Source organism: Streptomyces flavofungini (assembly GCF_030388665.1).
GTDB lineage: Bacteria > Actinomycetota > Actinomycetes > Streptomycetales > Streptomycetaceae > Streptomyces > Streptomyces flavofungini_A.
On the sequence record NZ_CP128846.1, the window covers coordinates 3,201,636 to 3,221,656 of the forward strand.

At 73.4% G+C, this 20,021-nt stretch carries 11 protein-coding genes; 3 read left to right on the plus strand and 8 right to left on the minus strand.

The features are described 5' to 3' along the window. Positions 1–4: 4 nt before the first annotated feature. The 4 genes from QUY26_RS12760 to QUY26_RS12775 form a co-directional block, all read right to left on the minus strand. A complete protein-coding gene (locus QUY26_RS12760) occupies positions 5–3,661 on the minus strand; it encodes an ATP-dependent DNA helicase (protein WP_289946103.1) in 3,657 nt (1,218 codons plus the stop codon). 99 nt (positions 3,662–3,760) lie between these two features. Continuing rightward, positions 3,761–4,453, minus strand: coding sequence for a hypothetical protein (locus tag QUY26_RS12765; RefSeq protein ID WP_289946104.1), 693 nt, complete (start codon positions 4,451–4,453; stop codon positions 3,761–3,763). Between the two features lie 121 nt (positions 4,454–4,574). Beyond that, positions 4,575–8,201, minus strand: a complete 3,627-nt coding sequence (locus tag QUY26_RS12770; protein ID WP_289946105.1) for a UvrD-helicase domain-containing protein — start codon at positions 8,199–8,201, stop codon at positions 4,575–4,577. 169 nt (positions 8,202–8,370) lie between these two features. After that, positions 8,371–8,772 carry an MGMT family protein gene (locus QUY26_RS12775; protein ID WP_289946107.1) on the minus strand — a complete coding sequence of 134 codons (402 nt, stop codon included), beginning with the start codon at positions 8,770–8,772 and terminating at the stop codon, positions 8,371–8,373. Between the two features lie 212 nt (positions 8,773–8,984). Here QUY26_RS12775 and QUY26_RS12780 point away from each other — a divergent pair, with 212 nt between their 5' ends. From QUY26_RS12780 to QUY26_RS12790, 3 genes are all read left to right on the plus strand, one after another. After that, positions 8,985–11,951 (plus strand): lysylphosphatidylglycerol synthase transmembrane domain-containing protein, encoded by a 2,967-nt coding sequence (locus tag QUY26_RS12780; protein ID WP_436840312.1) that lies wholly within the window; start codon positions 8,985–8,987, stop codon positions 11,949–11,951. Between the two features lie 141 nt (positions 11,952–12,092). Next, positions 12,093–13,643: an alpha/beta hydrolase gene (locus QUY26_RS12785; RefSeq protein ID WP_289946109.1), complete on the plus strand. Its 1,551-nt coding sequence runs from the start codon at positions 12,093–12,095 to the stop codon at positions 13,641–13,643. Between the two features lie 112 nt (positions 13,644–13,755). Further along, positions 13,756–15,330, plus strand: coding sequence for an alpha/beta hydrolase (locus QUY26_RS12790; RefSeq protein WP_289946111.1), 1,575 nt, complete (start codon positions 13,756–13,758; stop codon positions 15,328–15,330). Positions 15,331–15,429: 99 nt separating this feature from the next. On the opposite strand, the gene moeZ is transcribed toward QUY26_RS12790, so the two are convergent. The 4 genes from moeZ to QUY26_RS12810 form a co-directional block, all read right to left on the minus strand. After that, complete coding sequence (gene moeZ, locus QUY26_RS12795) at positions 15,430–16,608, minus strand: adenylyltransferase/sulfurtransferase MoeZ (RefSeq protein WP_289946113.1); 1,179 nt, start codon at positions 16,606–16,608, stop codon at positions 15,430–15,432. 99 nt (positions 16,609–16,707) lie between these two features. After that, entirely contained in the window at positions 16,708–17,469 is a 762-nt protein-coding gene (locus QUY26_RS12800; RefSeq protein ID WP_289946118.1) for a spherulation-specific family 4 protein, read from the minus strand. Further along, positions 17,457–18,410, minus strand: a complete 954-nt coding sequence (locus tag QUY26_RS12805; protein ID WP_289946121.1) for an NAD-dependent epimerase/dehydratase family protein — start codon at positions 18,408–18,410, stop codon at positions 17,457–17,459. The genes QUY26_RS12800 and QUY26_RS12805 overlap by 13 nt, the downstream gene beginning before the upstream one ends. Before the next feature lie 304 nt (positions 18,411–18,714). After that, positions 18,715–19,776 (minus strand): hypothetical protein, encoded by a 1,062-nt coding sequence (locus QUY26_RS12810; protein ID WP_289946123.1) that lies wholly within the window; start codon positions 19,774–19,776, stop codon positions 18,715–18,717. Positions 19,777–20,021 lie beyond the last annotated feature (245 nt).

Genomic DNA, 20,021 nt, shown 5'->3' on the forward strand with positions numbered 1-20,021 from the left:
GAGCCTATCGGCCCGCGGGAGTGCTCCGGCCGGGCGGCCGCTCCCCCTTCTGTCCGGCGGCCGCGGCGGCCTCGCCGAGCAGGATCCGCTCCAGCTCGGCCCGGCCCGGCAGGTTCTCGGGGCGGACGGTCTCGCCGCTGCGTACGTAGAGGAACGCGGCCCCCACGGACTCGGGCGGGACGCCGTGCTGCTCGGCCCACGCGAGGCGGTAGACGGCGAGCTGGAGGGGGTCGGCGTCCTGGGTGTGGCCGGTCTTCCAGTCGAGGATCTCGTACGTGGTGTCGTCGCCTTCGCCGTGCTTGTAGACGGCGTCCATGCGGCCGCGGATGACGCGGCCCGCGAGGGCGATCTGGAAGGGGTACTCGACGCGGTGGGGGGTGCGGCGGGCGTACTCGGTGCGCTCGAAGGCCTCCTTGAGCGCTTCCAGGTCGCGCTCGTCCGCGATCTCCGCCTCGCCGGGGCCGCCGCCCGGCAGCTCGTCCGGGCCGAGCATGGGCAGCCGCAGCTCCTCGAAGCGTGCCTCCACCCAGGCGTGGAAGCGGGTGCCGCGGCGGGCCGCCGGCTGCGGCGGCCGGGGCATGGGCCGCGCCAGCTCCTGCGCGAGGGCGTCCGGGTCGGCTGCGAGGCGGAGCAGCTGGGAGGCGGTGAGTGTGGTCGGCAGGAGGACGTCGCGGACGCTCTCGCGGGTGCGGAGCAGCTCGCCGGTGAGGGCGTCCAGGTCGCGGTCCCAGGAGGCGAGGGTGCGGGATTCCTCCGGGGTGAGGCGCGGGGTCGCCCGGGGGGCGCGGGCGTGCGGGATGGCGTCCCTGGCGAGGGCCGTCTCGTCGGACGCGGTGTGCCTGGGGTGCGGCGGGGTCGGGGGCTCCGGGGGCGTGGGGCGCCGCGTGGACCAGGTGTTCCACTCCGAGGGGTCATCGGCGCCCGTTTCATGGGCGGCGTCGTCTCCGAAAGCGTCTTCTCCGAAAGCGTCGCCTTCGTAGGCGTCGGCGTCGCCTTCGTAGGCGTCGGCACCGGCTGCGTAGGCGTCGATCTCGTCGTCGTCCGGCGGAGGCGGCCAGTCCGGGTCCGTCGCGTACTCCGGGGGGTCGGGGGCGGCGTACGGGGAGGCGGGGCCGTCGGCGGCGGGATGGGGCTCCTCGTGGGAGCGGGCGTCGTCGGCCGCGAGGCGGTCCAGGTGGGCGAGGACGGTGTCTGCGGCGGCGCGGCGGCGGGCCAGGGAGTCGGCGTCGAGGGGCAGCGGCCAGGCGTGGTCGGCCGTCTTCTCGTGCAGCGCCGGGTTCTCCTCGTCCTCGTCCGGCTCGTCCGCCCAGGCCTCGATCTCGCCGTGGCCCGCCGCGCAGTGGTCGTACAGGGCGGTGAGGAAGTCGGACGGGCCCCGGGGCTTCTTCTGGGTGGGGCCCCACCAGTGGCCCGAGCCGAGCAGAAGGCTACGGGGGCGGGTGAACGTCACGTACCCGAGGCGCAGTTCCTCGGTGTGCTGGTGGTCCTTCATCTCGGCGTGGAAGGCCTTCATGCCCTTGGCGTCCCACGCGTCGACATCGGGGAGCGTGTCGGCGTCCCCGCGCAGGGCGTGCGGGACGACCTTGGCCTGGGCCGTCCACTTCTCGCGGCCCTGGGTGCTCGGGAACGTGCCGGTGACCAGGCCGGGCACGGCGACGACGTCCCACTCCAGGCCCTTGGACTTGTGGGCGGTGAGGACCTTGACGGTGTTCTCGCCGCCGGGCAGGGCGTTGTCGAGGCCCTTCTCGTACTGGGCGGCGGTGCGCAGGAAGCCCAGGAAGGCGAGCAGAGAGGCGGAGGGGTCGTTGGCGGCGAAGGACGCGGCGATGTCCAGGAAGTTCGACAGGGTCTCGCGGCGGCGGGCGGCCAGGGCGTGCGGGGACGCGGAGAGCTCGACCTCCAGGCCGGTGACGGCGAGCACGCGGTGCAGGACGTCGAGGAGCGGGTCGGCCAGGGAGCGCCGCAGGTCGCGCAGTTCGGTGGCGAGGCGCGCGAACCGCACCCGGGCCTCGGCGGAGAACGGCAGCCCGTCCTCCCCGGAGCCGTCGCCGGGGGCCTCCAGGAACGTGTCGAGCGCGTCCGCGAGCGATATCACCTCGGACGGGTCGACGCCCTCGACGGCCTCGGCGAGGCGCCGGTCGGCGTCCTCGGGTCCTTCGGGCGCGCTGTGCCGCACGAGGAGGCGGGCGCGGCGGCCCAGGAGGGCGAGGTCGCGCGGGCCGATGCGCCAGCGGGGGCCGGTCAGGAGCCGCACCAGGGAGGCGTTGGCGCCCGGGTCCTGGAGGACTTCGCAGACGGCGACGAGGTCGGCGACCTCGGGCAGGTGCAGCAGGCCGGACAGGCCGACGACCTCGACGGGGATGTCGCGGGCGACGAGGGCGGCCTGGATCTCGGCGAAGTCGCCGGCCGTGCGGCACAGGACGGCGATCTCCCCGGGGGCCTTGCCGGTGGCCACGAGGTGGGCGAGGGAGTCGGCGATCCAGTCGATCTCCTCGCTGTGGGTGCGCAGCAGGGCGCAGCGCACGCTGCCGTCGCGCTCGGCGCCCGGGGCGGGGCGCAGGGCCTCCACGCCCGCGTGCAGGGCGCGCAGCGGCGCGGCCAGGCTGTTGGCGAGGTCGAGGAGGCGGCCGCCGCTGCGGCGGTTCTCGCTGAGGGCGTGGCGCGTGGCGGGACGGCCGTCGGCGTGCGCGAAGTGGGCGGGGAAGTCGTCGAGGTTGGCCACGGAGGCGCCGCGCCAGCCGTAGATCGCCTGGCAGGGGTCGCCGACCGCCGTCACGGGGTGGCCGGTGCCGCCGCCGAACAAGCCCGCCAGGAGGACGCGCTGGGCCACCGACGTGTCCTGGTACTCGTCGAGGAGGACGACGCGGAACTCCTCGCGCAGGATCGCGCCGACCTCCGGGCGGGTGCGGGCGAGGGTCGCGGAGTGGGCGATCTGGTCGCCGAAGTCGAGGAGGTCGCGGGTGCGCTTCGCCGCGCGGTACCGGTCGACGAGCTCGGCGAGCTGGAGGCGGGCGGTGGCCGTCTCGGGGACCTTGCGCAGGTCGGCGTTGGTGAGCTTGGCGCCCGCCAGGGTGCGGAGCAGTTCCACGTCGTGCGCCCGGAGGCGGTCGGGGGCCACCAGGTGCTCGGCCAGCTCGCCGTCGAGCGTGAGCAGGTCGCTGACGAGGTCGGGGAAGGAGCGGGTCAGCGCGGGGTACGGGCCGGGGGCCTCGCGCAGGACGCGGGCGGCGAGCTGGAAGCGGGTGGCGTCGGCGAGGAGGCGGGCGGTGGGCTCCAGGCCGATGCGCAGGCCGTGGTCGGCGAGGAGGCGGCCCGCGAACGCGTGGTACGTGGAGATGACCGGCTCGCCCGGCGGGTTGTCCGGGTCCACCGCGTCCGGGTCGGTGACGCCCGCCTTGATCAGCGCCTTGCGCACCCGCTCGGCGAGCTCGCCCGCCGCCTTGTTCGTGAACGTCAGGCCGAGCACCTGCTCCGGGGCGACCTGGCCGGTGCCGACCAGCCACACCACGCGCGCGGCCATCACCGTCGTCTTCCCCGAGCCGGCTCCGGCCACGATCACCTGCGGGGCGGGCGGCGCGGTGATGCAGGCCGTCTGCTCCGGGGTGAACGGGATTCCGAGGAGCTCTTTGAGCTGCTCGGGGTCGGTGAGGCGAGGAGACACGTCAGAGAGGCTAGCGGCGGCCACTGACACCGGGGGCGGGACGGGTCGGTCCGTCGCCGCCGCGGGTGTCCGCGGCCGCCGTCACAGGAGCGAGGCGGATCAGAGTCCCGCGAGCTGCTTCTGGTCGACGACGTCGCCGGGCGCCGGGGCCTTGATGTCGACGGACTCGCCCTGGCCGGTGAAGGTCGCCGTGCCCTTGCTGTCACCGTTGTTGACGACCTTCAGGAAGTAGGGCTTGCCCTCCAAGGCGACGTAGAAGGAAGTGGTCTCGTCGCCCTTCTTCTTGACGAGCACAGCGGCCTTCTTGCCGTCGACCTCGGCGTCCTTCTCACGCTTGAGGCCCTTGAGCTTGTTGCTCTCGAACATGTCGCCGAGGGCGCAGGAACTCTTGCCCCCGGAGGACGCCTTCACCCAACGTCCCTTGACGCGTCCGGCGATCGTGGAGCTGGCTTTCGCCTTCCAGTACTTCTCGTCGGCCTTCATGTACGAGGTCTTGCCCACGGTGAGGATCTCGGAGTGGCCGTCCTTGCGCGAGTCGATCGTGGCCTTGCAGTCGCCGCCCTCGGCGATGACGAACGTGCCAGTGGTCTGCTCGCTTCCCTCCGTGACCTGGCTCTTCATCGTGAAGGAGCCCGCGTCCTTGGAGGCCTTGGAAGCCTTCTTGGCGATCTTGTCGGCGCTCATGCCCTTGAAGGGGTCCTTGTCGCCGCCGTCGCTGCTGCAGCCCGTGACGCCAATGACGGCGGCGGCGCAGGCGGCTACCGCTGCCAGGAGCTTCCGGTTGGCTGCCATGTGTGCTTCTCCTCGGAAAGACAGTTCAGGTTCACCGAGACCTTAGATGGCCTGTGAGAGTGCTATGAGCACAGGTGAGCTCGACGTGACCTTGGCCACGGGCCGGGCGGTCAGCCGTCGGTCACTCCACGACCTGCTTGCCCTCCGGGCGGGCGCTGCACGAGGCGCGGAAGGCGCAGTGCGTGCAGTGCTGGCCGGTGACGGGCGTGAAGCGTTCGTCGAGGACCTTGCCCGCCGCCGTGGCGAGGAGCTCGCCGACCCAGTCGCCGGACAGCGGCTCCTGGGCCTGGACCTTCGGCAGCGCGTCACCGCCGTCCCTCTTGGCCGCGCCCTGGCGCAGCTGGACCAGCTCCGCGCCGCCCACGTCGGGACGTACGCCTTCGAAGACGTCGTCCGCGGCGCCCTCGCGCACGGCGAGCTGGTAGACGGCCAACTGGGGATGGCGCTCGACGTCGGCGGCGCTCGGGGACTGCTTGCCGGTCTTGAAGTCCACTACGTAGGCGCGGCCTTCGCCATCGCGCTCGACGCGGTCCATGGAACCGCGTACGCGCACTTCGTAGGGGCCCGCTTCGAGCGTCACGTCGAAGTCGTGCTCACTGGCGACCGGGGCGCGGCCCGCGCGGGTGCCGTTGACGTGCCACTGGAGGAAGCGTTCGAGCGCCACGCGCGCGTGCTCCTTCTCCTGGTCCGACTTCCAGGGGGCGTCGAAGACGAGGGCGTCCCAGACGGATTCGAGGCGTTCCATGAGGACGTCGAGGTCGGCGGGTGTGCGCCCGGAGGCGACCTCGTCGGCGAGGACGTGCACGACGTTGCCGAAGCCCTGGGCGGCCGTCGCGGGCGCGTCGGCCTTCACCTCGCGGCCCAGGAACCACTGCAGGGCGCAGGTGTTGGCGAGCTGGTCGAGCGCGCTCCCGGAGAGCGCGACGGGCTTGTCGCGGTCCCGCAGGGGCACAGCGCTCGCCGTCGGCTCGAACATGCCCCACCAGCGGTGCGGGTGCGCGGACGGCACGAGGGGGCGCTCGTCGGCGTCGCTGAGCGCGGCCAGGCGTGCCAGGCGCTGGGCCGCGGCCTCACGCAGGGCGTCCGACGCGTGCGGGTCGACAGTGGTGGCCCGCAGCTCGGCGACGAGCGCGGAGACGGACAGCGGGCGGCGCGGACGGCCCGTCACGTCCTTCGGCTCGACGCCGAGTTCGGTGAGGAACCGGGAGGGCTGGTCGCCGTCGTCGGCGGGCGCCTTCACAGCGGTGACGACGAGCCGTTCCTTCGCGCGCGTGGCGGCCACGTAGAACAACCGGCGTTCTTCGGAGAGGAGCGCCCCCGGGGTGAGCGGTTCGGCGATGCCGTCGCGTCCGATGCGGTCGGCCTCCAGGAGGGAGCCGCGGCGGCGCAGGTCGGGCCAGAGTCCCTCCTGGACGCCCGCGACCACCACGAGCCGCCACTCCAGGCCCTTGGAGCGGTGTGCCGTCATCAGGCGCACGGCGTCGGGGCGCGCCGCGCGGCGCGTGAGCGTGTCGGCGGCGATGTCCTGCGCCTCGATCTCGTCGAGGAAGTTGAGGGCGCCGCGCCCGCCGGTGCGCTCCTCGGCGCGGGCCGCCGTCGCGAACAGCGCGCACACCGCGTCGAGGTCGCGGTCGGCGTTGCGGCCCGCCGCGCCGCCGCGCCGCGCCGCGCGCTCCAGCCGCCTCGGCCAGGGCGTGCCGTCCCACAGGTCCCACAGCGCCTGCTCGGCGGTGCCGCCGTCCGCGAGGCGCCTCCTGGCCCGGCTCAGGAGCTCGCCGAGACGCTGGGCCCCCTTCGCGTACGAGGGGTCGTGCGCTATCAGTCGCTCGGGCTCGGCGAGGGCGCGGGCGAGGAGTTCGTCGGAGGGCGGCGGGAGGTGGTTGCCCGCGGCCCGCTCCTCCTCGCGCAGGGCCCGGCCGAGGCGCCGCAGGTCGGCGGCGTCCATGGCCGCGAGGGGGGAGGTGAGGAGGGTGAGGGCGGTCTCGGTGTCGAGCCAGGCGGGGGTGGTGGGCGCGGATTCTGCCTCGCCGAGCCCGTCCGGCTCACTCAGCTCGTCCGACACCTCTGGCTCGTCCGACTCACTCAGCCCGTCCGACACCCCTGGCCCGTCCGACTCACCCAGCCCGTCCGACACCCCTGGCCCGTCCGACTCACCCAGCTCGTCCGACACCCCGGGCACGTCTGACTCCCCAGGCGCGTCCAGCTCACCTGACCCGTCCAGCCTGTCCGGCTCCCCCAACTCATCCGTCACCCCTGGCGCGTCCCACTCACGTGACCCGTCCAGCTCACCCGGAACCCCCGACTCCCCCGACGCCACGCCCTCCCCCAACGCCGCGCTTTCCCCCGACTCCGCCCGAGCCACCGCACGCAGCGCCGTCAGGAGTGCTGTCACCGCGGGCTCATGGCGCAGGGCGATGTCGTCGCCGTCTATGTCGAGGGGGACGCCCGCCGCGGTGAGGCCGCGGCGGAGGGACGGGATGGTGCGGGCGCCCGCGCGGACGAGGACGGCCATCTCGTTCCAGGGGATGCCGTCCTCCAGGTGGGCCCGGCGCAGGATGTCGGCGATGTTGTCCAGCTCCGTGCCCGCGGTGGGATACGTACGGACGTCGACGCGGCCGCCGTCCCTGACGGCGGTCAGTTCCCGGTGGGCGCGCACCTTCTCCGCGGGCAGGCGGGTGAGCGGCATGCGGGCGGTGAGGAGGCGGGTGGCCGCGAGGAGCCGCGCGCCGGACCGTCGGGACGACGTCAGGACCTCGACCGGCGCCTCGGTGCCGTCCGCGCGCGGGAAGTCCGACGGGAAGCGGAGGATGCCGTTCACGTCGGCTCCCCGGAAGGCGTAGATCGACTGATCGGGGTCTCCGAAGGCGACGAGATCGCGCCCGCCGCCCGCGAGCGCGTGCAGCAGCCGCACCTGCGAGGGATCCGTGTCCTGGTACTCGTCGACGAACACCGCGTCGTACTGGGCGGCGAGCGCCCGCGCGACCTCGGGACGGCGGGCGAGCAGCACCGCGCGGTGCACCAGCTCGGCGTAGTCGAGCACCCCTTGGAGGTCGAGCACGTCCAGGTACTCGGCGAGGAACGCCGCCGCCGCGCGCCAGTCCGGCCTGCCGCCGCGCCGGGCGAAGGCGTCCAGGGCTGCGGGACCGAGGCCCAGTTCGCGGCTGCGCGCGAGCACCGCGCGGACCTCGTCGGCGAAGCCCCGCGTCGTCAGGCAGGCGCGCAGTTCGTCCGGCCAGCGCACCCGCGCGAGGCCCTCGCGCGCCAGGTCGGTCTGGCCCGCGAGGAGTTCGCGCACCGCCACGTCCTGCTCGGGTCCTGACAGCAGCCGCAGGGGTTCCACGAAGAGGTCGGCGTCCTGGTGGGCGCGGACGAGGGCGTAGCAGAACGAGTGGAACGTGGTGGCCTGCGGGGCGTCGGCCGCGCCGATGCGGTGCGCCATGCGGTCACGCAGCTCGACGGCCGCCCGGCGGCTGAACGTGAGCACCAGAACGCGCTCGGGATCGGTCCCCTTGGCCACCCGCGCGGCCACCGACTCCACCAGGGTGGTGGTCTTGCCAGTGCCCGGACCTGCGAGAACGAGCAGCGGACCGCCCGCGTGGTCAACCACCGAGCGCTGCCGTGCGTCCAGCTGAGGGGGGTCCGCGAGGACCGGCGGGGTGCGCAGGAGGCGATAGGCACCCGCAGTCCCCTGTCGCACCCGGAGGTACGACGGGTGCCGGGGGTGCCGGGCGGAGGAAAGGGAGCTCACGTGGATCGCCGGTCCTGGTGGGTGTACGGGTCAGAGGCGCGGCTGTGTGCCGGCTACGGGGTGAGTGTGCATGCGTGCTGTCGACGCTACGCCAGCGGATGAGCGGGGCGCGCGGCTTCCCTCTTACGGGCCACCGGACCGCCGCCGGGCCACCGCGTGCCGGAAGCTGTCAGGTGTGAGCCTCCGGAGCCGCGTCCGCCGCCCCGCCGTCCCAGCGCGCCCTGCGCATGTCCAGGCGCGGCAGGCTCCGCTCGGACGCGCGGCCCGCCTCCCGCAGCGGCGTGCCCTCCGCGCGGTAGGCCTCCAGGGCCCGCAGTTCGTGGCCGGGCAGCAGCACGCCGTCCGAGCGCACCACGCGCCACCACGGCACCGCGCCGCCGTAGAGCGCCATCACCCGGCCGACCTGGCGCGGCCCGCCCTCCTCCAGCCACTCGGCGACGTCCCCGTACGTCATCACGCGCCCCGGCGGAATGCGCTCCGCCACATCGAGGACCCGTTCCGCGTACTCGGGGTACTCGGGTACGTCGGGGTGGTCCACCAGCTCCGGTCCCGGTCGGCTCTCCTCGCTCATCCGGCCCATCCTGCCGCATGGCACCGACAGGGTGGCGGCTCCGCGACAGAGGGTGCGGTAGGGCGTGCGACGAGGGACGAAGTGGCAAATCGTGACCGTTTCGCGCCCCCGGATTGCCCCCTGATGACCCCCGTTGTCAGCGTGGCATGCCACCATCGTGCGGGCGGTGACTGGTGATACGAGATCAAGAAGAGGCGACGGAGCAGCAGGGCGTGCATTCCGACAAGACGGCTGGCACCTCTGCGAACACGGCACGCCCGGACACCGATGAGCTGGTCGTGAAGCCCCACGACGAGTCACCCGGCTCGTCCCACGACGAGTCGCCGGAGCCCACCGCCCCCCTCGACTGCGCCGAAGCCGACGAGGACCCCCACTCCGAGCGCGTGGAGGGCGACGAACCCCTCCTGCCCGCGCGCGTGCACCGCCCTTCCGACCTCATGCGGCTGCTCGTCGGCATCCTGGCGATCGCCGCGCTGCTCCTGATCTCCGCGTTCGCGCACGGCACGACGTCGGGCCTGGAGCAGGACATCAACGCGGGCACGGGCGAGCCCCCGGACCTCCTCATGAAGCTGGCGGGGCTCACCGCGAGCATCGGGGTGCTGCTCGTCCCGGTGGCGTTCGCGATCGAGCGCCTGATCAAACGCGACGGGCTGCGCATCGCCGACGGGGTCCTCGCGGCCGTGCTCGCGCACGGCGTGACGCTCGCCACCGACCTGTGGGTGGCCAAGGCGGCCCCGGAGTCCATCCAGGACGCCCTCACCCAGCCCTCACCGGGTGACATCAACTCGCTCACGGACCCGGTGCACGGCTATCTCGCGCCGGTCATCGCGTACATGACGGCCGTGGGGATGTCCCGCAGGCCGCGCTGGCGCGTCGTCCTGCTCGTGGTGCTGCTGCTCGAAGCCTTCACGATGCTGGTGTCGGGCAACACGACACCGTTCTCGATCATCCTGACGGTGCTCATCGGCTGGACCGTCGCCTACGGCACGCTGTACGCGGTCGGCTCACCGAACGTGCAGCCCACCGGCCAGACGCTGCTCGCGGGCCTCAGGCACGTCGGCTTCCGGCCGGTGAGCGCGGCCCGCGAGGAGTCCGGCGACGCCTCCGACCAGGACAACCGCGGCAGGCGCTACTTCGTGACGCTGGAGGACGGCCCTCCCCTGGACGTCACGGTCATCGACCGCGAACAACAGGCGCAGGGCTTCTTCTACCGGGTGTGGCGCAGGCTCACGCTGCGCGGCATCACCCAGCGCCGCAGCCTCCAGTCGCTGCGCCAGGCCCTGGAGCAGGAGGCCCTGCTCGCGTACGCGGCGATCGCGGCCGGGGCGAACGCCCCCAAGCTCATCGCCACCTCCGAGCTCGGCCCGGACGCCGTCATCCTCGTCTACGAGCACACGGGCGGCCGCTCCCTGGACTCGCTGCCGGACGCGGCCCTCACCGACGAGCTGCTGTGCGACACCTGGCGGCAGGTCAAGGCGCTCCAGTCGCGCCGGATCGCGCACCGCAGGCTCGCGGGTGACGCGATCCTGGTGGATCGTTCCGGCACGGTGATCCTGACGGATCTGCGGGGCGGTGAGATCGCGGCCGGTGACCTGGTGCTGCGCATGGACATCGCGCAGCTCCTGACGGCGTTCGGCCTGCGGGTCGGCGCGGAGCGCGCGGTCGCCACAGCCGTCGAGGTCCTCGGCCCGGACGCCGTGGCGGACTGTCTGCCGCTGCTCCAGCCGATCGCGCTGACCCGCTCCACGCGCGGGACGCTGCGCAAGCGGGCCCGCGAGCGCGCCCAGCGGGAGCGGGACGCCGTCCTGGAGGCCTCGCGCAAGGCGAAGGCGGCCCGCACGGAGGCCGAGGGCGCAGAAGGGGCAGCGGGGGCAGCGGGCGCCCAGAGCGCGGAAGCGACACCCACGGCCGCCACCACCGCGGCCACGGCGCCCGAGGGCACAGAAGCCACCGCCACCCCCGACCCCGCCACCACACGCGCCGACGACCCCATCGCCGTCCGCGAGACGGACCCGATCGCCGCCCGCACCGCGGACCCGGCAGCCGCCCGCAAGACCGAAACGGTCGCCACCCGCAAGGCCGAGCCGGTCGCCGCCCGCAAGTCCCTGCGCGCCGAGAAGCAGGCCGAGAAGCAGGCCATAGACGAGGCCCTGGAGCAGGCGCGCGAAGAGGACCTGCTCACCCAGATCCGCCACCAGGTCCTGCTGATCCGGCCGACGGCCCCCGTGGAACCGGCGCAGCTGGAACGGATCAGGCCGCGCACACTCATCAGCTTCATCGCCGGTGCCTTCGGCGCGTACTTCCTGCTGTCCCAGCTCACGCACATCGACTTCGGCACCATCTTCGGAGAGGCCGAGTGGGGCTGGGTCGCCGCCGCGGTGGCGTTCTCGGCGCTCAGCTACTTCGCCGCGGCGATGAGCCTGCTGGGCTTCGTACCCGAGCGGGTGCCGTTCCTGCGGGCCGTCTCCGCGCAGGTCGCCGGGTCGTTCGTGAAGATCGTGGCGCCCGCGGCGGTGGGCGGCGTGGCACTCAACACCCGCTTCCTCCAGCGCTCGGGGGTGCGCTCGGGGCTCGCGGTGGCGAGCGTCGGCGCCTCGCAGCTCTTCGGCCTCGGCTCGCACATCCTGCTGCTGCTGATCTTCGGGTACGTCACCGGCACGCAGAAGACGCCGACGCTGACACCGTCCCGTACGGTCATCGCGGGCCTGCTGACGGTCGCGGTGCTCGTCCTCGTGGTGACCGCCATCCCGTTCCTGCGGAAGTTCGTCGTCACGCGCGTGCGGTCGCTGTTCGCGGGTGTCGTGCCGCGCATGCTGGACGTGCTGCAGCGGCCGCAGAAGCTGCTCACCGGCATCGGCGGCATGCTGCTCCTGACGTTCCTCTTCGTGCTCTGTCTGGACGCCTCGGTGCGGGCGTTCGCCAGCGAGGAGATGGGCACCCTGAGCCTGGCCAGCGTCGCGGTGGTGTTCCTCGCCGGCAACGCGCTCGGCTCGGCGGCCCCCACCCCGGGCGGCGTCGGCGCGGTCGAGGCGACCCTGACGTTCGGTCTGATCGCGGTGGGTGTGCCGAAGGACGTGGCGGCTCCCGCCGTGCTCCTGTACCGACTGCTCACGCTGTGGCTGCCGGTGCTCCCCGGGTGGCTGTTCTTCAACCATCTCACCCGTAAGGGCCTGTTGTAGGCACGGGTCCGCCAAGCGGGCTGTTCCGCGGGCGCACGGCGATCGTTGCCCCGCGCGGACCGGCGTGCCCCGCACCCCGGCAGGTCACCCGCACGGCCCGTGTCCCGAGCGCCCTGCCCGTCGCCCCCGCAGGATGGAGCCATGCCCAAGCTCCCGCCGCGCGCCAAGGCCATGGCCGCCACCGCCGTCCTGCTGACCGCCGCGCTCGCGGCGTGCGGCGACTCCGACTCCGACTCCTCGGACGCGGCCCTGCCGGACCAGAAGCTCAGCTGGAAGGACTGCCCGGCCCCGTCCGCCGCGCAGGGCGGCGGCGAGGCGCCCTCACCGCTGCCCGGCGGCGCCGAGTGGCAGTGCGCCACCATGAAGGCGCCGCTCGACTGGGACGAGCCCAAGGGCGACACCATCGACATCGCGCTGATCCGCGCGAGGGCGAGCGGCGACAAGGACCGGCGCATCGGCTCGCTGATCTTCAACTTCGGCGGTCCCGGCGGCTCGGGCATCACCACGCTGCCCGCTTTCGGCACGGACTACGCGAAGCTGCGCACCCGCTACGACCTGGTGAGCTTCGACCCGCGCGGCGTCGGCCGCAGCGCGGGCGTGAAGTGCGAGGACGACGAGCAGCTCGACGCGTACTACCAGCAGGACGCGACCCCCGACGACGCCGCCGAGCGCAAGAAGCTCATGGACAGCGTCAAGAGCTTCAACGGGGCGTGCGAGAAGAACTCCAAGAAGGTGCTCCCCCATGTACGCACCACCGACGCGGCTCGCGACATGGACCTGATGCGCCAGGTGCTCGGCGACGACAAGCTGCACTACTTCGGCATCTCCTACGGCACCGAACTCGGCGGTGTGTACGCCCACTTGTTCCCCAAGAAGGTGGGCCGCGCGGTGTTCGACGCGGTCGTCGACCCCACGGAGACGGCGGAACAGGGCTCGCTCGGGCAGGCCAAGGGCTTCCAGCTGGCGCTCGACAACTTCGCCGAGGACTGCGCGTCGCAGATCGACGACTGCCCCGTCGGCGACGACGCGCAGGACGTCAAGGACCGCATCGCCAAGCTCCTGAAGGACCTCGACAAGAAGCCGCTGCCCGCCCTGCCGCCGCGCGAGCTGACGCAGACCGCGGCGACCAACGGCATCGCGCAGGCCCTGTACTCCAAGGACTTCTGGCCCTATCTCACCCAGGGCCTGGAGGACGCCTACGACGGCGACGGCAAGATCCTGATGGCCCTGTCCGACTCGATGAACGGGCGCAGCGAGAACGGCGAGTACAGCAACATCCAGGCCGCGAACGTGGCCATCAACTGCGCCGACGACAAGCCGCGCTACACCCCCGAGGACGTCGAGGCGAAGCTGCCCGAGTTCCGCAAGGCCTCCACGCTGTTCGGCGACTACCTGGCCTGGGGCATGGTCAACTGCTCCGGCTGGGCGGTCGAGGGCGCGGCCGACCACCCGGACGTGAGCGCGCCGGGCGCCGCGCCGGTCCTCGTCATCGGCAACACCGGCGACCCGGCCACGCCGTACGAGGGCGCGCGCAAGATGGTCGAATCGCTCGGCGAGGGCGTCGGCGTCGAGCTGACGTACAAGGGCCAGGGCCACGGGGCGTACGACAGCAAGAACAAGTGCGTGCGCGGCGCCGTGGACGGCTATCTCCTGAACGGCACGGTGCCCAAGTCGGGCACGGTCTGTTCCTGACCGGCCGCGACGGGTCGGGGCCGGTCGCGCGAGGGCTCGGGACCGCCCGCCGGAGCCCTTGTCAGTGGCCGTGCCTACTATGGCCTGACTGCCTTCCGAGGGGGGAAGCGTCATGCCGCGTTTCGTACGGTCAGCAGCTCTGGCCGCCGCAGGGATTCTGGTGGCCGGGCTCGCCGTGGGATGCGGCGGCTCATCCGACGACGACAAGGACAGGCCGGACGGGAAGCGGCCGGGGCCCACGGGGGCCGACCCGGCGCCCCGCCCCGACCCCTCCTCCACGCTGCCCGCCGCCGTCACGACGCAGAAGCTCGACTGGGGCGGCTGCAAGGCCTCGGGCAGCGACCCCGCGCCGGGCGACGAATGGCAGTGCGCGACCCTCAAGGTCCCGCTGGACTACGAGAAGCCGGACGGCGAGACCATCGGCGTCGCGCTGATCCGCGCCAAGTCCACGGGCGAGGGCGACCGCATCGGCTCGCTCCTGTTCAACTTCGGCGGCCCGGGCGGCTCCGGCGTCTCCATGCTGCCGTCCTTCGCCGACTCCTACAGCAAGCTGCGCGAGCGGTACGACCTGGTGAGCTTCGACCCGCGCGGAGTCGGTGCCAGCGAGGGCGTGCGCTGCCGCAGCGACAAGGAGACGCAGGCCGCCGAGCGGACCGACCCCACCCCGGACACCGCGGCCGAGGAGAAGGCGTACTTCGCCGACGCCGCGGACTTCGGCGCGGGCTGCGCGCGCTCCGCGAAGAAGCTGCTCCCGCACGTCTCCACGGCCGAGGCCGCCCGCGACATGGACGTGCTGCGCCAGGTCCTCGGCGACGCCAAGCTGCACTACTTCGGCATCTCCTACGGCACCGAACTCGGCGGGACGTACGCCCACTTGTTCCCCAAGAAGGTCGGCCGCCTCACGCTCGACGCGGTGGTGGACCCGACGGCGGGCGCGGTGGGCCACGCCGAGAACCAGGCGCGCGGCTTCCAGCGCGCCCTCGACAACTACCTGAAGGCAGGCGGCCAGGACCCGAAGGCCGGCACGAAGAAGATCGTCGACCTGCTGCGCCGCATCGACGCGAAGCCGCTGCGCACGGACACCCCCGGGCGGAAGCTCAGCGAGTCCCTGGCGACGACCGGCATCACGGTCACGCTGTACAGCAAGCAGACCTGGCCCGCGCTGACGAACGCCCTGGAGGAGGCGGAGAAGGGCAACGGCACCCCCCTGCTGGAGCTGGCGGACGCGTACAACGAACGGGACGCGTCCGGGCGTTACAGCACGCAGAGCCACTCGCAGCGCGCGATCTCCTGCCGGGACGGCAAGGAGCGGCCGACGCCGGAGCAGGCGAAGGCGAGCCTCGACCGGTTCCGCGAGATATCCCCGCTGTTCGGCGCGTTCATGGGCTGGGACACGGCGGGCTGGTGCCACAAGTGGCCGGTGGCCGGGCTGCACGACAGCCCGGAGGTGAGCGCCCCCGGCGCCGACCCCGTCCTCGTCATCGGCAACACGGGGGATCCGGCGACGCCGTACGAGGGCGCGCGGAAGATGGCGGACGAGCTGGGCAAGGGCGTGGGCGTGCACCTGACGTGGAAGGGCGAGGGCCACGGGGCGTACGGCAACGGCAGCGACTGCGTGGACGGCACGGTCAACGACTACCTGCTCGACGGCAAGGTCCCGGACGACAACAAGGTGTGCGAGTCCTGATCCCGCAGCCCCGCAGCCCGGTTGCCCGGCCCATGCCCGGCGCCCGGGCAGCCGAAGGCCCCGCCCACCCGAGGGTGAGCGGGGCCCGGAGGAACGGCTCTAGTAGACCGGCTTCTCGGGCTCGATCTGGTTGACCCAGCCGATCACGCCGCCGCCGACGTGCACCGCGTCCGCGAAGCCCGCGGACTTGAGCACGGCGAGGACTTCCGCACTGCGGACACCCGTCTTGCAGTGCAAGACGATCTTCTTGTCCTGCGGCAGGGTCTCCAGGGCGGCGCCCATGAGGAACTCGTTCTTCGGGATCAGCTTGGCGCCCGGGATGGAGACGATCTCGTACTCGTTCGGCTCGCGGACGTCGATGATCTCGATCTTCTCGTCGGCGTCGATCCACTCCTTGAGCTGCTTGGGAGTGATCGTCGAACCGGCGGCCGCCTCCTGGGCCTCCTCGGAGACGACGCCGCAGAAGGCCTCGTAGTCGATGAGCTCGGTGACGGTGGGGTTCTCGCCGCAGACCGCGCAGTTCGGGTCCTTGCGGACCTTGACCTGGCGGTACTGCATCTCCAGGGCGTCGTAGATCATCAGGCGGCCGACCAGGGGCTCGCCGGTGCCGGTGAGGACCTTGATCGCCTCGGTGACCTGGATGGAGCCGATGGAGGCGCAGAGCACGCCGAGCACGCCGCCCTCGGCGCAGGACGGGACCATGCCGGGGGGCGGGGGCTCCGGGTAGAGGCAGCGGTAGCAGGGGCCGTGCTCGGACCAGAAGACCGAGGCCTGGCCGTCGAAGCGGTAGATCGAGCCCCAGACGTAGGGCTTGTTGAGCAGCACGCAGGCGTCGTTGACCAGGTAGCGCGTGGCGAAGTTGTCCGTGCCGTCGACGATCAGGTCGTACTGGCTGAAGATGTCCATCACGTTCTCGGCCTCGAGCCGCTCTTCGTGGAGGATCACGTTCACGTACGGGTTGATGCCGAGGACGGAGTCCTTCGCGGACTCGGCCTTGGAGCGGCCGATGTCGGCCTGGCTGTGGATGATCTGGCGCTGCAGGTTCGACTCGTCGACCTCGTCGAACTCCACGATGCCGAGGGTGCCGACGCCCGCCGCCGCGAGGTACATCAGCGCCGGTGACCCGAGGCCGCCGGCGCCCACACAGAGCACCTTGGCGTTCTTCAGCCGCTTCTGCCCGTCCATCCCGACGTCGGGGATGATCAGGTGGCGGGAGTACCTGCGGACCTCGTCGACGGTGAGCTCAGATGCTGGCTCGACCAGGGGTGGCAGCGACACGGGGACTCCGTTGGTCGGAAGTGCGATCGGGGTCCCCCGGCCCCGCCGCGGCCGGGCTGGGGGACATCAGTTCTCCTGGTAACACTGCCATGGCCATCTTCATTCCGAGACACCTGGTCCGACCCGCGAGACGATCTCGTCCCAGTAGCCGGGCAGCGACTCCCAGGGGTCACCGACCGGGCCGGCGTCCGTGCGGTCGGTGAAGTAGATCGTCGAGGCTCCTTGCCAGCGGGCGACGCGCAGGGCCTCGTCGAGGTGGCCGAGCGGCATGCCGTGGACGAGGTGGCAGAAGCGTTCGGGCGGGTGGTCGGCGGTCCACTCGGCGACCTGCGACCAGCGGTAGTCGCTCCAGGGTCCGGCGAAGGTCACCAACTGGTCGGCGGCGTCGGCGTATCCCGGGTGCGGGTGGCTGCCGTGGCCGAAGACGATGTGGCCGTCGTCGGACCCGTTCCGCAGCAGGGCGCGCAGGGTGGTGACCGTGCGCGCGACCTCCGGGAGCGCGGTGCGCTCGGTGGGGCAGCGGCCGAGGAAGAAGCCGTCGACGAGGTACCAGTCGAGGTAGCGGTGGGCGTCGGAGACCAGCTCGCCGAAGCCGCGTGCGCCGTACGTCAGGTCGAGCTGGCCGAGGACGCGGACCCCGGCGTTCCGCAGCCGTCCCGCCGCCTCCAGGCAGTGCGGGTCGGGCCGGTCGCCGGGGCCGTTGTCGACATTCAGGACGACCCAGTGCAAAGGGGTGCCGGGGCGGGTCAGTTCGGCCCATTCGGTGGGCGCGAGCAGGGGGTGGGCGAAGCCGGGAACGCCGAGTCCGACGCGCAGGTCGGTCTGGGCGACACCGGCGGCCGTGCTGCTCAGATGCGGCATGCCGCCTCCATCCAGATGTCGGCCAGGGACTCTTCGAGGTTGATGCGGGGCCGCCAGCCGAGCCGGTCGCGCGCGGTGCGCACGTCGGCCTGCTGCCAGCTGCCGCAGCCGTCGGGGTAGGGGTACGCGGTCGGGCCCGCGTGGTCCGGGTCGACGCGGGGGTGGCCGATGACCTGGCGGACGGGGGGCTGGTCGAGTTCGTGCAGGGCGCCGCCGTATCCGGCGACACGTGCGAGGACGGCGGCCGCGTCCCGCAGGCGCACGGCGCGCCCGGAGCCGATGTTGACGATGCCCTGGGCGGCGGAGAGGGAGGCGGCGTGCACGGCGCGGGCGATGTCGCGGACGTCGATGAAGTCCCGCTGGACGCCGAGTCCGCCGAGTTTGAGTTCGCCGTCGCCGGACTGCATGGCGCGCCGCATGGCCTCAGCGAGGCGGCCGAGCGGTGATCCGGCGGGGGTGCCGGGTCCGGTGGGCGAGAACACCCGCAGGACGACGGCGTCGAGGCCGGAGCCGAGGACGAGTTCGGTGGCGGCGAGCTTGCTGACTCCGTACGGGCCGCCGGGCCGGGGGACGGCGTCCTCGGCCGTGGACGATCCCGGCTGGCTCGGGCCGTACTCGGCGCCGCAGCCGAGCTGCACCAGGCGGGCGCCGCAGCCGCTGCGACGCAGGGCCTCGCAGACGGTGGCGACGGCCACGGTGTTGTGCCGGGTGAGGTCGCGGGCGCCGCCGCGGGTGGCACCGGCGCAGTTGATGACCACGCCCGGGTGCACGGCGTCCAGGAAGCGGGTGAGCGCGCCGGGGCTGCCGTTGGCGAGGTCGAACCGTACGTCCGAGTCGTCGCCCCGGCCGAGCGCGGTGAGCTGCACGGCGGGGTCGGCGAGCAGCCGGTCGGCCACGAAGCGGCCGAGGTATCCGTTGGCTCCGATCAGCAGCACCCTCATCGGACGGCTCCCTGGGCGGACGCGCGGAAGGTGGGGGTGGTCATCTGTGCTTCTCCTTCTGGGTGTTGCCAGTGCGTGGAAGTTCGCGGTCTTGCGGGACGGGAGGACGGGGCCGGGTCGGGTGCGCCGGTCGGGCCGGGTGGACCGGGCGCGCCGGGCGGTCCGGGTGGGCTCGAGGGGCCGGGCGGACCGGGCGGGTCAGGTGAGGCGGGCGGGATGGATGGGACGGGCGGGGCTGTGGGCCGGGGCGGGGGTGGTGGGGGTGGTGGGGCCGATGGGGCGGTTCCGGCCCGTGGAGGGGTGCTCATCGGGCGCCCTCCGCCGCGGCGTGGGCGGAGGCCCGCCCCAGGACCCGGATCGCGCGGACCAGGAGCACCGCGGCTCCCGCGGCGCACGTGAGGGCGGCGAGCGCCCCCGTCCCCGCCGCGTCGACCAGTCGCTCCACCGGCGCCGCCAGGAACCCGCAGCCCGGCAGGCGCCCCGCGCACAGCAGGGCCACGGCCGCGGCCTGGGCGGCGCCGACCGTCGCGTACACGAGGCCGGGCGCCCGCCGCGAGCCGTGGGCCCGCAGCATCCGGCCGAGCCAGAGGAGCGCGGCGAGCGCACCGGCTCCGACGGCCGAGAGCCCCGTGCCCGGGCCCGGCACGGGCAGTGTCCGCACGCCGGCGACCAGTGCGCCGACGGCGCCGAGGAACAGCGCGAACACCACGATCAGCAACGGCCGTACGGAGGCGGCGAATTCGGCGAGGCCACGGCTCGCGCCGAGCCTGCCGCCCGCCCGTACCGCGAAGAGCCGCGCGCACCACGCCCCGGGGGCGACGGCGCCCGCGAGGACGAGGGCCGCGGCGGCCGACGGCGCCCAGGGCCCTTCGGGACCGCCGGACGCGGCTGCCCGCAGCAGTCCGTCGCCGAGCAGGGCGTACGCGAGGAGCCAGTACACCCAGGTGTGCGTGGGCCGGGTGGCGGGGAGCGCGGCGCGCAGCGGGCCGTGCCGCAGGGCGAGCGCCGCGGCCGCCGCCACGGCGAGGGCGCCGCCGATCAGCACCGCGAGGCGCGGGCGCCCTTCGACCAGGCCGAGCCCCGCGACGGCGAGGGCGCAGGCCGCGCCGGGCAGCAGCGCGGACACGGCCCACCCGGGTGGCAGTGGGGCGAGGGCGTCACCGTGTGCCGCGCGGGTGCCGTCGGCGAGAGCGTCCCACTCCGCGCTGTCCTGCGGCACTCGGGCGTACATCTCCTCCGCGAGCGCGAACACGTCGCGGTGCCGGAACCGCGCGGCCGTCCGGTCGGTGACCCCGTGCGCCTCCAGGCCCGCCGCGATCTCCAGCGGGTCCACGGCGTGCTCGCACAGGTCCCGGTGGCGGTGCATCAGCGCCTTCACGGGGTCGGCGGGACCGCGGCGGGGCGGGGTGGCGGGGGTCGCCGGGGGCGCGGGGGGCCGTGCGGGGTCCCGCAGGGGATGCGCTGCGGGACTCTGCACACGGTGTGGTGCGGGAGCCGGTGCCTGGTCCTGGACGGGAGCCGGTACTCGACCCGGCGCGGGAGCCGGTACCTGGCCCTGCACGGGAACCGGTACTCGACCCGGCGCGGAAGCCGGTACTTGGCCCTGCACGG